The organism is Sphingomonas sp. P4_D12 (assembly GCF_056401895.1).
The window spans coordinates 108,744-122,051 of sequence record NZ_JBFUIL010000010.1 but is presented as its reverse complement, the minus strand read 5'-3'; the positions used below and the strand labels follow the sequence as shown (position 1 = coordinate 122,051).

Annotated in this window: 13 protein-coding genes; 5 read left to right on the top strand and 8 right to left on the bottom strand. The window is 64.6% G+C overall.

Annotation, left to right across the window (positions count from 1 at the left end; all coding sequences use genetic code 11):
• The first annotated feature begins 13 nt into the window (after positions 1 to 13).
• Together murJ and trpS are read left to right on the top strand one after the other, a co-directional pair.
• The gene (gene murJ / locus AC1DSD_RS18605) at positions 14 to 1,612 is read left to right on the top strand and encodes a murein biosynthesis integral membrane protein MurJ (RefSeq protein ID WP_478032197.1); all 1,599 of its coding nucleotides are present in this window, start codon (positions 14 to 16) and stop codon (positions 1,610 to 1,612) included.
• A gap of 9 nt (positions 1,613 to 1,621) precedes the next feature.
• A complete protein-coding gene (gene trpS / locus AC1DSD_RS18600) occupies positions 1,622 to 2,629 on the top strand; it encodes a tryptophan--tRNA ligase (RefSeq protein ID WP_478032195.1) in 1,008 nt (335 codons plus the stop codon).
• A 175-nt stretch (positions 2,630 to 2,804) separates the two neighbouring features.
• Here the strand turns inward: trpS and AC1DSD_RS18595 are convergent, their stop codons facing one another.
• From AC1DSD_RS18595 to AC1DSD_RS18575, 5 genes are all read right to left on the bottom strand, one after another.
• Positions 2,805 to 3,509: a hypothetical protein gene (locus AC1DSD_RS18595; protein WP_478032193.1), complete on the bottom strand. Its 705-nt coding sequence runs from the start codon at positions 3,507 to 3,509 to the stop codon at positions 2,805 to 2,807.
• A complete protein-coding gene (locus AC1DSD_RS18590; protein ID WP_478032192.1) occupies positions 3,510 to 4,721 on the bottom strand; it encodes a toxic anion resistance protein in 1,212 nt (403 codons plus the stop codon). It abuts the gene before it with no gap.
• A gap of 144 nt (positions 4,722 to 4,865) precedes the next feature.
• Positions 4,866 to 5,777 carry a hypothetical protein gene (locus AC1DSD_RS18585; protein ID WP_478032191.1) on the bottom strand — a complete coding sequence of 304 codons (912 nt, stop codon included), beginning with the start codon at positions 5,775 to 5,777 and terminating at the stop codon, positions 4,866 to 4,868.
• A gap of 7 nt (positions 5,778 to 5,784) precedes the next feature.
• Entirely contained in the window at positions 5,785 to 6,354 is a 570-nt protein-coding gene (locus AC1DSD_RS18580; RefSeq protein WP_478032190.1) for an NADPH-dependent FMN reductase, read from the bottom strand.
• A gap of 65 nt (positions 6,355 to 6,419) precedes the next feature.
• Complete coding sequence (locus AC1DSD_RS18575; RefSeq protein WP_478032189.1) at positions 6,420 to 7,112, bottom strand: DUF6058 family natural product biosynthesis protein; 693 nt, start codon at positions 7,110 to 7,112, stop codon at positions 6,420 to 6,422.
• A gap of 164 nt (positions 7,113 to 7,276) precedes the next feature.
• Between AC1DSD_RS18575 and typA the strand changes: the two genes are divergently transcribed.
• On the top strand, positions 7,277 to 9,115 hold the full coding sequence (typA, locus tag AC1DSD_RS18570; RefSeq protein WP_478032188.1) for a translational GTPase TypA: 1,839 nt from the start codon (positions 7,277 to 7,279) through the stop codon (positions 9,113 to 9,115).
• A gap of 141 nt (positions 9,116 to 9,256) precedes the next feature.
• Positions 9,257 to 9,706, top strand: a complete 450-nt coding sequence (locus AC1DSD_RS18565) for a DUF805 domain-containing protein (RefSeq protein ID WP_478032186.1) — start codon at positions 9,257 to 9,259, stop codon at positions 9,704 to 9,706.
• Between the two features lie 22 nt (positions 9,707 to 9,728).
• Here the strand turns inward: AC1DSD_RS18565 and AC1DSD_RS18560 are convergent, their stop codons facing one another.
• The 3 genes from AC1DSD_RS18560 to AC1DSD_RS18550 all read right to left on the bottom strand — a co-directional run bounded on the left by AC1DSD_RS18560 (position 9,729) and on the right by AC1DSD_RS18550 (position 12,758).
• Entirely contained in the window at positions 9,729 to 10,397 is a 669-nt protein-coding gene (locus AC1DSD_RS18560) for a peptidylprolyl isomerase (RefSeq protein ID WP_478032184.1), read from the bottom strand.
• A 69-nt stretch (positions 10,398 to 10,466) separates the two neighbouring features.
• Positions 10,467 to 11,894 carry a GH1 family beta-glucosidase gene (locus AC1DSD_RS18555; RefSeq protein WP_478032182.1) on the bottom strand — a complete coding sequence of 476 codons (1,428 nt, stop codon included), beginning with the start codon at positions 11,892 to 11,894 and terminating at the stop codon, positions 10,467 to 10,469.
• 51 nt (positions 11,895 to 11,945) lie between these two features.
• Positions 11,946 to 12,758: an SDR family NAD(P)-dependent oxidoreductase gene (locus AC1DSD_RS18550; protein ID WP_478032180.1), complete on the bottom strand. Its 813-nt coding sequence runs from the start codon at positions 12,756 to 12,758 to the stop codon at positions 11,946 to 11,948.
• Between the two features lie 73 nt (positions 12,759 to 12,831).
• Here AC1DSD_RS18550 and AC1DSD_RS18545 point away from each other — a divergent pair, with 73 nt between their 5' ends.
• On the top strand, positions 12,832 to 13,275 hold the full coding sequence (locus AC1DSD_RS18545; RefSeq protein ID WP_478032179.1) for a winged helix-turn-helix transcriptional regulator: 444 nt from the start codon (positions 12,832 to 12,834) through the stop codon (positions 13,273 to 13,275).
• Positions 13,276 to 13,308 lie beyond the last annotated feature (33 nt).

Below are 13,308 nucleotides of genomic sequence, written 5' to 3'. Positions count from 1 at the left end.
GCGGAGACAGGGCATGAACCTGGCGAAATCACTGGGATCGGTCGGCGGGCTGACGCTCGTCAGCCGCATCCTGGCGCTCGTCCGCGACACGTTGCAGGCGACCTATGTCGGCGCGAGCTTCGCGTCGGACGCCTTTTTTGTCGCGTTCCGCCTGCCCAACATGTTCCGCGCCTTGTTCGCGGAAGGCGCCTTCTCCGCCGCGTTCATCCCGATGTTCAACCGCAAGGTCGGGGAGAAAGGCGAGCTGGCGGCCGGGCTCGCCTTTGCCGAAGCGGCATTGGCGGTCCTGCTCCCGTTGCTCTCGATCTTCACGATCGTGATGCTGGTCGCCGCATGGCCGGTGACCTGGGGCCTGTCGGGCGGGTTCAAGAACCCGACGCATGACCAGTTCGCCTTCGCGGTCGAGCTGTCGCGCTACACCATCCCCTATCTGATGCTGATCTCGCTGGCATCGCTGCTCGGCGGGATTCTCAACTCGCTCAACCGCTTCTGGGTCAACGCCGCGGCACCGATCCTGCTCAACATCTCGATGGTCGGCGCCCTGTGGTTCTTCCACGGCTCGGGCCCGGACGCGGCCTACGAAACCGCGCGCGCCCAGGCGATCTCGGTGTCGGTCGGCGGCGTGCTCCAGCTCGCCTGGCTGCTGTTCGCCTGCCGCCAGGCCGGGGTCAGCCTCAAGTTCCGCAAGCCGGTGATTGACGATGATATGCGTCAACTGCTCAGGCTGATCCTGCCAGCGGCGATCGGGGCGGGTGCGGTGCAAGTCAACCTGGCGATCTCGACCGCACTCGCCGGTCGCCTGCTCGACCAGGGGTCGATCTCGTACATTTATTATGCCGACCGGCTGAACCAGCTCCCGCTCGGCATGATCGGCATCGGGCTCGGCACGATCCTGCTCCCGACCGTCTCGCGTCTGCTGTCGACCGGCAAATATGACGAGGCGATGGACACGCAGAATCGCGGGATAGAACTCGCGCTGTTCCTGACCTTGCCGGCGACCGTCGCGTTCATGGTCGGCGCCGAGCCGATCATCCGCGGGCTGTTCCAGCACGGCGCCTTCACCGCCGCGGCGACTACCGCCAGCGCCGGGGCGCTCGCCGCTTTCTCGGTCGGGCTACCGTCCTATGTGCTGGTCAAGGTGCTGACCCCGGGCTTCTATGCGCGCGAAGACACCAAGACGCCGGTCCGTTACGCCATGATTTCGGTCGCGGTGAATTTGGTCGGCAATCTCATCCTGATCCCCACCCTCCATCATGTCGGCCCGCCTCTCGCCACCGCGATCGCGTCCTCGGTCAATGTCGGCATGCTGTATCTTACGCTCCGCAAGCGCGGGCATTTCGTCACCGATGCCCGATTGCGTCGCCGCATCCCGCGTCTGCTGCTCGCCGCGATCCTGATGGGCCTGGCGCTATGGGGAGCCGAACGCTTCGTCGACCCGTATCTGACCGGCAGCCTGATCCGCCGCGGGCTCGGCCTGACAGCGCTGGTCTCGGCCGGCGGCGCGGTGTACGCGGTCGCCTGCTTCGTCACCGGGGCCTATCGCCTCAGCGACATCAAGGCATTGCTCGGTCGCCGCCGTCCGGCCAAGGCGACCGGCCAGGAACAACTTTAAGGGAATCTCATGCGCGTCGTTTCCGGCATCCAGACCACCGGTCGCCTTCACCTCGGCAATTATCTGGGGGCGATCAAGCAGTGGGTCGCGATGCAGGACGAGGTCGCGGCGGCCGGCGGCGAGTCGATGTACTTCATGGCCGACTTGCACGCGCTGACCGACCGCGTCGCGCCCAAGGAGTTGGCCGACAACACGATCGAGATGACCGCGACGATCCTTGCCGCCGGGCTCGACCCGGAGAAGTCGATCATCTGGAACCAGGCGCGGGTGCCCGCGCATAGCGAGCTCACCTGGTTGCTCAACAATGTCGCGCGCGTCGGCTGGCTCAACCGCATGACCCAGTTCAAGGACAAGGCCGGCAAGGACCGTGAAGGCGCCAGCGTCGGGCTGTACGATTATCCCGTGCTGATGGCGGCGGACATCCTGCTCTACAAGGCGACGCACGTGCCGGTGGGCGAGGACCAGAAGCAGCATCTGGAACTCACCCGCGACATCGCGGCCAAGTTCAACAGCGACTATGGGGTGGAGGTCTTCCCGCTCCCCGAACCGATGATCAGTGTCGCGGCACCGCGCATCATGAGCTTGCGTGATGCGACCGCCAAAATGTCCAAGTCGAACCCGTCGGACATGACCCGGGTCAATCTCAACGATTCGGACGACGAGATCGCGCAGAAATTCCGCAAGGCGAAGACCGATGCGGAGCCGCTTCCCGACGCCGTCGACGGGCTGGAGGAACGCCCCGAGGCGCGCAATCTGGTGACGATCTACGCTGCGCTGGCGGATGTCGCGCCGGCCGACGTGCTGGCGCAATATGGCGGTCAGGGCTTCGGGCAATTCAAGCCGGCGCTCGCCGATCTGGCGGTAGCGAAGCTCGGGCCGATCCGTGACCGCCTGGTGCAACTGCTCGACGATCGCGGCGAAGTCGTGCGCGTGCTGGAGCGCGGCAGCGAGCGCGCGCGAGCGATCGCCGGACCGGTCCTGCGCGAGGCGCAGGATGCGATGGGGCTGCAGCTTTAGAGTCTGGCTTCGACTCTCCTTCTCCCCTTGTGGGAGAAGGAGGGAGGCGCGAAGCGCCGGAAGGATGAGGGGGAATCGGCGAAAGTTGTGAGTCTCCCCCTCATCCTTCCGCGCCTTCGGCGCTCCCTCCCTCTCCCACAAGGAGAGAGGGAGAATTAGCCCCCCTCCTACCCGATCAAACCGTGCTCTTGTCGCCCTGGTACTTGATCTCGAGATACCGCCCGCGCGTCGACAACGCGTCGAGATCGCCTTGCGCGAGTTGCGCCGCCATCTCGTCGATCTCGCGGCCGATCACACCCAGCCCTTCGACCAATTGCTGGTCGGGGCTCTTGCCATTGCGTTCGACGCCGCGCAGCGCCGACGGCACGCGTTCGTAGCCTTTGATGAACTCGGGCAATTGCTCGCCGACCAGCTTGCGGATTTCCGCCGCGGCCGGCTCGTTCTCGTCGAGTCCCGCCAGCTGCGGGGTCAGCGCGTTGAGCTTGATCCCGATCTGATCGACCAGGTTGATCGCCGGTGCCGGCAGTGCGGGCCGCTGCGAATCGAGCCAGCGCCCGGTCTGCGCGGGCAATGCCTTCAGCTCGACCTGGCGCAATTTCTCGAAGGTCGGCGCGCGTTGCGCCGGAGTCGCGAGCAGCACCATCGTCGCCACCACCATCGCGACGATCATCAACAGAAAGCCGAACATGCCGATCGGCCCGACCACCAGGCCGAACGCTACCGCCAGCCCGACGATCGCCGCATCAACGATCGCCGCCCGCGTCACCCGCTGGCCGACATCACTCACCCGCACGCTCCGCCCGGGTCCGGCACGATAGCGCTCGGACGTGCGGTCGAGCGTCTCTCGCGCCCGGGCGATCACATCGTCGGTAGAGGACATTTACACCGCCTCGAGCTTGAAATCGGTCTGCGGACCTTGCAGCGCGGCCTGCGACTGGCCCTCGGCCCGTGCGATATAGCCTTTCGACTTCTCGACTTCGGTCGACAGCGTGTTGACCGTGGTCTTCATCGAATCGAGCGCCTTCATCTTGAAGGCGTCGATCGCGTCCATCGTGTCGTAGATATTCTGGAACGCGCGCTGCAGCGTCTCGACCGGAATGGTCGAGGCGGCCGCCTGCTCATGGATTTGCGCGGTCTGCGACTTGAGCAACTGACCGGTCGAATCGATGATGTTGGCGGTCGTCGTGTTGAGCTGGGTGATCTGCTCAAGCACCAGTTTCTGGCTGGTCAGCGCCTGCGCGACGGTAACCGCGGTGCGCAGTGCCGAGACGGTGGTGGTCGACGCGCGGTCGACGCCCTTGATCAGCTCGACATTGTTCTTCTTGACCAGATCGAGCGCGAGATAGCCCTGCACCGTCACCGCCATCTGGGTGAGCAGGTCCTGGGTGCGCTGACGCGCATAGAACAAGGCACTTTCGCGCAGCGCCTTGGCCTTGGCCGGATCGGTCGCGTCGAGGTCGTTGGCCTTGTCCTCGAGCTTCGCGTCCATCGTCTTGGCGAGATGGATCATCTGTTCGAGCCGGCCCATCGCCGCCCACAGATTGGCGCGTTCGGTCTCGATCGCGGCATTGTCCATCAACAACTCGTCCTTGCCCGAGCCGAGGCTCTTGAGGATCGAGGAGATGTGGGTCTGCGACGATTTGTACTTGTCGAAATAAGTGTTGAGCCCGCCGCCGAAAATCTTGTCGAGCAGTCCGCGGCCGCCTGAGATCAACTTGCCGTTCTTGCCGGGATCGAGCTTTTCGATCGTTTGGCGCAGCTGGATCAGGTCGGCACCGACGCCGGTGTCCTTGTCCATGGCGCGCACCGGACGGTCGAGGAACCGGTTCGACTGCGACGCCGCTTCGCGGATTTCCTTTTGCCCCATGCTGGTGATGGCATCGACGCGCTTGCCGAATTCGGGCGAGTCGACGTCCTGGGCGACCAGGTCTTCGACGAACTGATCGACTCGGCGTTCGAGTTCGCTCCGCTTGGCATCATCGACCGGCACCAGTCCCGCCGCCTTGGTCGCCGACACCGCGGTAACGGGCTCGGGAGGCGTCAGAACCAGATCGGGTTCGGCCGTGACGGTTTCGGTCGGGGTCGTCGCCATTCTCAGTCCCTCTTCGCGATGGTTCGTGGAGTCTGGCCACGAATGGTCGCGCGTTCAAGTGTGTTGTACATGTAACACGCGCTGCCGGAATGGCAAGATGTGCTGCGCTCCGCGACCGACGGCACCACTGACATGGACGATCCGCTATTTGCTGCCGGTATTCGCAGAACTAGGCGGCACGTCTCCCGTCGCCAGCCACCGCACGACGTTGCGGATGAAGCGCTTATTGCCCTCGGCGCCCGGCGCATTGAATCCCATCGGTTTTTTCTTGGACCCGAGCAGTTGCGCCGACCACGCGCCGGCCTCCGCCAACAGGACCACTCGCCCCTTCCCAACCGCCAGCGTCGCCCCGCGCAGGTCGCTCCCCGTCATTGGCCGTGGCGGCTTGTCGGTAACCAGCATCTTCCAGCTCGAATCGAACCGCAGCAGCGGTGTCGCGGCAGCGGGCGCAGTGAAGGCAGCGCCATAAAAGGTCTGGATCGGCGGGAGCCCGCGCGTCAGCGGACCGTCGACAAGGCCGCCATTGGCGAAGCTGAAATATTCCTCCTTGGGAACATGTTGCGCGGCATATATCTCGATATCGAAGCCGAACGACGAGGCCAAAGCACGCAGGCTGCCCGCATAGGGCGGATGATCGGCAATCATCAACAGCGCCCCGCCGCCTTTCACCCAATCGGTGATCGTCGCGATCTCCTGCGGCGTGAAGGCGGAGGTCGATTGGTATTTGGGCGCCTTGGGCGGATCCTTCGGGTTTACCGGATCGACGATCACCAGCACGGCCGATTTGGCGAGACTGGCGGCGGAGATCGGCTCGTCGAAATCGCGGACGACATAGCCGTCATGGGTCAACAGCGCCCCGAACGGCGCATAGTCGGTCGCCAGGGTCTGGCGCTCGTCATGCCCCGAATCGACCATCACGACCGGCCCTTTGCCCGCCGCGAAGGCTGGATCGGCGACCTTGGTGTCGGCATCGGGATCGACGACCTGTTGCGCCAGCGCCGGCATAGCAGGGATCGCAAGCGCCGCGGCCAGCGCGAAATAGATGATCCTCCGCATGTCCGTATCAGTCCCCCCGTCGCGCCGCCTTCAGCGCGCTGCCCCACCATAGCAATTCCTCGAACAATGCCGAGAGGCGCCTGTCCTCTATTTCACCCGCATTGAACCGATCCCCCTCGCGCAGCTTCGCCGCACCCTGGAGATGGACCGCGCTGCTGAGCGGCGCCATCGCCATTGCAACGGTGACCTGTCGCAGCTGCTCGACCGAGCGCGCGCCGCCCATCCCGCCATGCGCGACGAACGCGACCGGCTTGCGGCCCCATTCGGCATAGACGGTATCGAGCGCGTTCTTGAGCACCGCGCTCATGCCGTGATTATATTCGGGCGCGACCAGGATATAGCCGTCGGCGCCGCCGATCCTTTCCGCCCAGGCGCGCTGCTTCTCGCCCGTATAACGTCCGGTCGCGGGCGGATTAGGCTCGGCGAACATCGGCAGATCCCATTCGGCCAGGTCTAGCAGCTCGGTATCGAACTCGGTCCGCGCGGCGATCCGGTCCATTACCCACTTGGCAATCGGCAGCGAGATGCGCCCTTCGCGGACGCTGCCGACAATTACCGAAATCCTGAGTTGCGCCATGATCGCCTTTCCTGTGTCGTCCCGTCATCGCCGGGCGCCGCGAAAGGATCAAGCGTCGGCCTCAGTCAGGCATAGGGCCGATCGTCGCCGAGGTTCTGTTTGCGCAGCAGGCGATCGATCGTCCGTCCGGGCGTTCCGGACGGGCGTTGCCAGGGGGCGAAGGGCAGCAATAGTCCCGCCAATGTTTCAGCCTCGGCGAGCAAGGCAGCGGCATCGTAATCGGGCTCGGCGAGCGCCGCCTTCAGCCATGCGGCGAGCGATTCCTTGGCGATGCATGTTTCCGCGGTGAAGATGCGCAGGCAGACGCCGTAGCCGCCCTGAATCCAGGACGCCCATTCGTCCCGCGCCGCGGCGCGTGCCGCGCCGAGATCGACCGCATCGCCCGAGAAGCAGGTGGCAAAGGCGAGGCGCGCATATCGCTGATGGCCGAGCGCCGATGCGAACCGATCCGCGAAACTATCGAGCAACATGGCAGCGGCCTCCGCCGGCGAACTGCCGCTGCGCGTCGCCAATTCCGCCTGGCGCAATCCCCAGGCGGCGCCGGGGCTGAACCAATGCTCGCCCGCGGGCGCCGCACCGTCCGCGCCGAGCGCGCTCCACCAGCTATCGGCACTCCTGGCGTAGATCGGCCCCGGCGCGCAGTTGGCAGCGATCAATTGCTCGATCCGCGCCGGCGTCACGCCCACCGCCTCGGCGAGATTGTCGAGCGTCCAGAACCAGCGCTCGACATAACGGCGAGCGTCGTCATCAATGTGCATGGCCGTCTTCCTTTGAAACGCCCGACGGATAGCGAGAGCGGACCGTTCGATGCTTCGGCGGTCGCCGAATGATGGCGTAGGTACCCACGCCCCTTCCCGCACCGCACAATTTAAGCTATGCGCGCCCCCGAACCCGCCTTCGGGCGCTCCAATCAGGATATCTCATGAGCCTCCGCAACGTGGCGATCATCGCCCACGTCGACCATGGTAAGACCACGCTCGTCGATCAGCTTTTCCGTCAGTCCGGCACTTTCCGCGACAACCAACGCGTCGAAGAGCGCGCGATGGATTCGAACGATCTCGAAAAAGAGCGCGGCATCACGATCCTCGCCAAGTGCACGAGCGTCGAGTGGGACGATCATGCCGGGCACAAGACTCGCATCAACATCGTCGACACGCCTGGCCACGCCGATTTCGGCGGTGAGGTCGAGCGCATCCTGTCGATGGTCGACGGCGTCATCCTGCTGGTCGACGCGTCCGAAGGCGCGATGCCGCAGACCAAGTTCGTCACCGGCAAGGCGCTCGCGCTGGGTCTCCGCCCGATCGTCGTGGTCAACAAGGTCGATCGCCCCGACGAGCGTATCCAAGAAGTGCTCGACGAAGTGTTCGACCTGTTCGTCAGCCTCGAAGCGACCGACGAACAGCTTGATTTCCCAGTTCTTTATGCCTCTGGCCGCAACGGTTACGCGAACGAGGATCCGAGCTTGCGCGAAGGCACGCTGGCCCCGTTGTTCGAAAAGATCGTCGAGCATGTCCCCGCCCCCTCGGCCGATCCGGACGGGCCGTTCAAGTTCCTCGTCACCCTGCTCGATCGCGACAATTTCCTCGGCCGCATCCTGACCGGCCTGATCTTCTCGGGCTCGGTCAAGACCAACCAGCAGATCCACGCGCTCGATAATGATGGCAACGTCGTCGAGACCGGCCGCGCGTCGAAGATCCTGACCTTTCGCGGGCTCGAGCGCGTGCCGACCGACGAGGCGCAGGCTGGCGACATCATCTCGATCGCGGGCCTGACGCACACCACGGTGTCCAACACGATCTGCGACCCCGAAGTGACCGAGCCGCTCCACGCGCAGCCGATCGATCCGCCCACCTTGTCGATGCGTTTCGCCGTCAACGACAGCCCGATGGCGGGCCGCGAGGGCACCAAGGTGACCAGCCGCATGATCCGCGACCGCCTGTTCCGCGAAGCCGAGAGCAACGTCGCGATCAAGGTGACCGAAGCCGCCGACCGCGACAGCTACGAAGTCGCCGGCCGCGGCGAGCTCCAGCTCGGCGTGCTGATCGAGACGATGCGCCGCGAGGGCTTCGAGCTTGGCATCAGCCGCCCGCGCGTGCTGTTCGGCGAGGATGAGAGTGGCAAGAAGACCGAGCCCTACGAAACCGTCATCATCGACGTGGACGAGGAATATTCGGGCACGGTCGTCGAGAAGATGGCGATCCGCAAGGCCGAGCTGACCGACATGCGCCCGTCGGGCGGCGGCAAGACGCGCATCACCTTCTCGGCGCCCAGCCGCGGCATGATCGGCTATCACGGCGAATTCCTCTCGGACACGCGCGGCACCGGCATCATGAACCGGCTGTTCGAGAAATATGGCCCGCACAAAGGCAATATCGAGGGCCGCAAGAACGGCGTGCTCATCTCCAACGGATCGGGCGAGGCCAATAGCTACGCGCTCGGCCCGCTGGAAGAGCGCGGCATCCTGTTCGTCGGGCACGGCGAGGCGCTCTACGAGGGCATGATCGTCGGCGAGAATGCCAAGCCGGATGACCTCGAGGTCAATCCGATGAAGGCGAAGCAGCTGACCAACTTCCGCGCATCGGGCGGCAAGGACGACGCGATCCGCCTGACCCCGCCGAAGAAGATGACGCTGGAACAGGCGATCGCCTATATCGACGATGACGAAATGGTCGAAGTGACGCCCAAGTCGATCCGGTTGCGCAAGCGCTATCTCGACCCGCATGAGCGGAAGCGGGCCAGCCGGGCGAAGCAGGCAGCGTAAGGCAAACGGGCCGCGAGACACTCGACCGCAAGCGCGCGAAGCGAGTGAGCGAAGCGGCCTGATCGGTCGATCCGACCAACTGGTCAACAAGGCCCCGCGCGGCTAACGTCGCGTGGGGCTTCTGTTTTTTTGGGGGAAATGATGAAACCTTCGATCCGGTCGTGGCGCGATCCTTTCGACTTTAAAGGACGTTCAACGCGAACCGAATATGGCTTGTATCACCTTGCTGCGATCGCCCTGTTCGTCACGCTCGAAATCATATTTATTGGGATCAATATCGGACTCAGCGGGCCTATGGGAGCCTCCCACGACAATCCCGTCGTGATGATAGTTAGCCTACTTGGCGGGCTGACCTTCCTCGTCGGTCTACCGTTGCTCTATATCGCGCATGTCGCGATCAGCATCCGTCGCCTGCACGATCACGGCGAGCCTGGAATCAAGTTCCTGCTGACCTTCATTCCGCTCATCGGAATCATCTTTTGGGTGATGATGGTGTTCACCCGTGGCGACAGTTTTGAGAACGACTACGGACCCGATCCTCGCCAGCCCGAAGCGGGCGGCGGCAACGAACTCGGCGGCGTATTTTCCTGAGTGACTCGCCGGTCGGCGCCGATCACTTCATCCCGGCGAACAATTCCCACACTTTCGCGCGCCCGGTCGGCTTGGGCGTGCCGTCGAGCCGCTGCGCGCGGATGATCGTGACCGGGCGGATCAGCATCTGGCCTTTCATCGCACCTTCCCCGCCGGGGCTGGTCGGCATCGCCAGGATCCGCTTCACCACGTCCATGCCGCCGACGATGCGGCCGAACACGGCATAGCCGGGCGATCCCGGCCGCGCGTCCATATTGGGGCTGGCGCCGACCATCAGCGAAAAGTTGGCCGTCCCCGAATTGGGGCTGTCGTAGCGCGCCATCGAGATTGCGCCGTCGACATGATGCAGGCCCGTCTTGCTGGTCGGCTCGAGCGGCACCGGCTCAAGCCGGCGCCGCGCATCGGTATCGATCCCGCCCTGGACAAAGCCGAGATTGGGCGCGCCCTTGCGCCGCGCCGCGCGATAGAAGCGCGTGCCGTCGAGCCGGCCGTCATCGACATAGGCCAGGAAATTGGCACCGGTCTTCGGCGCGTGCCGGACATCGATCGCGAGCGTGATCACGCCGGCCGATGTGGTCATCCGGACGCGGACGATCGGCGGATCCTTGGGAGCAGCCGTCTTTTGCGGCGCCGCCGCCGAAACCGTCGCGCCGAAGGCCAAAGCCAGAACCGTCAGCTTCGCGAACCGCACGTCATATCTCCCAACTAAGCAGGAGACGCCGATAGCTGATCCCGCGCCCGGAGGAACCCCCGTCCGCCTCTAAACCAGCGCGTTGCGCCTGATCAGCTCGCGATACCAGGCGGCGCTCAGCTTGGGGATGCGCGCCTGCGTCTTGAAGTCGACATAGTGCAGCCCGAACCTCTTGCCGTAGCCATCGGCCCATTCGAAATTATCCATCAGGCTCCATAGGAAATAACCGGCCAGCGGCAACCCCTCCGCGGTCGCGCGCTGCGCCTGGCCGATATAATTACGCAAGTACATCACGCGGTCGGCATCGTCGATCCGCCCGTCGGTCACCGGATCGTCCGCCGAACAGCCGTTTTCGGTGATGTAGATCGCCTTGGGCTTCCACAAATCCGTCGTGTTGCGCACTGCCCAATAAGCGGATTCGGGTCCGACGCGCAGCCAGGGCGACGCCATACGCGGCGACGACGCCAGCATCGGCAGGACCGTATAGCCCTGGGCATTGGCGTCTGCCCGGACGAATTGCGGCGCGTAGACGTTGATCCCGACGAAATCGAGCGGGCTGCCGATCGCCTTCATATCGCCTTCCTCGACCTTGGGCGCGGCCGCGCCCTGCGCCGTCAGGTAGCTGTCGATATAGCGACCCTCCATCACCGCGGTCAGCGCGGCGGCGTTGACCTCGCGCATCGCCTTGCGTGCCGCGTCGATATGCTCGGGGGTCTCGATCACCGGGACGGTTATGGAGGGATTGTCGGCGAGCCCGATTTTCGTCCCCGCTTTCGCGCTTGCGCGGATCGCCTGGACGCCAAGACCATGCGCCAGGACGCCGTGATGGCGCACCTGATTGACCCCGGCGGGATCGAGTTGGAGTCCCGGAGCGTGGATCCCCACCTTGTGGCCAAGATCGGTGAAGCACGCGAATTCGTTGATCGTTATGAAATGCTTCACGCGATCGCTGAGCTTGCCCGCCATGAACCCGGCATAATCGGCGTACGCCTTGGCGGTGTCGCGCGATTGCCATCCGCCGGGCAATGCCGAGGGCAGATCCCAGTGGAACAAGGTGACGTAGGGCGTGATGCCGTTGGCCAGCAGGTCGTCGATCACGCGGCTATAATGGTCGATCCCGGCCTGGTTGGGCTGGCCGCGTCCTTCGGGAAAGATGCGCGACCAGGCGAGCGACATCCGGTAGGTCGAGACGCCGAGAGTCTTGAGCAGCTGGTGATCCGCGCGATAGCGATGATAGCTGTCGCAGGCGACGTCGCCGGTGTCGCCGTTCGCGACCTTGCCCGGCGTGTGCGAGAAGATGTCCCAATTGGTTTCGCCGCGGCCATCTTCCTTGACAGCGCCTTCGACCTGATAGGCGGCGGTCGCGCAGCCCCATTTGAATCCCTTGGGGAAACGACGCTCTTTCACCGCGCCGGCAGCCAGCGCCGGGCTGGTCGCCGCCATTGTTGAGAACGTTCCCAATATCGCGCCGATCTCACGCCGGGAAAACTCTGCCACGCGCCTCTCCTGTTCCTGGAATGGCGCGCAGCGAACGGGCGCCCGTCCGGTTCACACCAGCGCGGGTTGACGATAGCGGTCCGCGACCGCGCGGTTGCTGAGCTTACCGCCCAACGCGACGCGCGATGCCTGCATGGCGTCCCATTGCGGCAAATCGGCATCCGCGAGCGGTGGGATCGTCACGTTCTCGCGACGGTCGAACCCGGTCAGTGCCGCATCGACGAGATCATCGACATCCATCACCCATTCGGGCGGAAACGCATTGACGTCCTTGCCCGATCGTTCCCAGATTTCGGTCCGCGTCGCGCCCGGCAATACCGCCTGCACGTACAGGCCCTTGGCGCCATATTGCGCCGCCAGGCTCTGGCTCAGATTGAGCAGATAGGCCTTCGATCCCGAATAGACGCCGTCGAACATCTCAGTGACCAAGGCGAGAACCGAGGCGAGATTGATGATCGCCCCCTCGCCGCGCGCGACGAATGCCTTGCCCGCGGCGCCCGCCAGCACGGTCGGCGCAGTGATGTTCAACGCAACCAACCGCTCGATCTCGGCCGGCTCGACCGAGATCGCGTCCCCGGTCATCGACAGGCCGGCGTTATTGACGAGCAAGGTGATCGTCGGATCGCTGGCAAACCGTCCCGCCACGCGCGCCAAATCGGCGCGATCGGTGAGGTCGGCGCGGACCACCTCGATCGTACGGCCGGTTTCGCCGCGCAGCCGTTCGGCCAGCGCCTCCATCCGCGCCTGATCGCGCGCCACCAGGATCAGATCATAGCCGCGATGGGCCAGGCGATCGGCATAGACAGCGCCGATGCCGGTCGACCCGCCGGTGATGAGCGCGGTCTGGTTGAGAGCTTGAGTCATCGAATTTCTCCTTCGCGCCCGGCACCGAGTCGAGCGGCTTGCATTTTGATAGTTATGTGACTATCATTTTGCAATGGACACTGAGAAATTATCCTGGGGCGTCTGCCCTGTCGGCCGCGGACTGGCGCGGGCGGGCGATGCGTGGAGCATGCTGATCCTTCGCGATGCCGGGCTTGGCCAGACGCGGTTCGACGATTTTCAAAAGGGCTTGGGGATCGCGCCTAACATCCTGACGAAGCGGCTGGCTGCGTTGGTCGAAGCAGGCCTGCTCGAACGCCGGCGCTATAATGACCGCCCGCCACGCGACGAATATGTCCTGACCGAAGCAGGGCGCGATTATCTGCCGGTGCTGCAAGCGCTCGGCGGATGGGCGCGCAAGCATTTCGGCGAAGGCGCGATGAGCGACCTGATCGAGACGAGCAGTGGGCGGACGATCACCCCGCTGGTAGTCGATGCCGAGACTGGCGTGCCGCTGTCCGAAATTGCGGTGACGCTGCGCCAGCCCGGCGACGCCTGATCCAGAGCTAGCGACGGAGCTGCCGAAATTGGA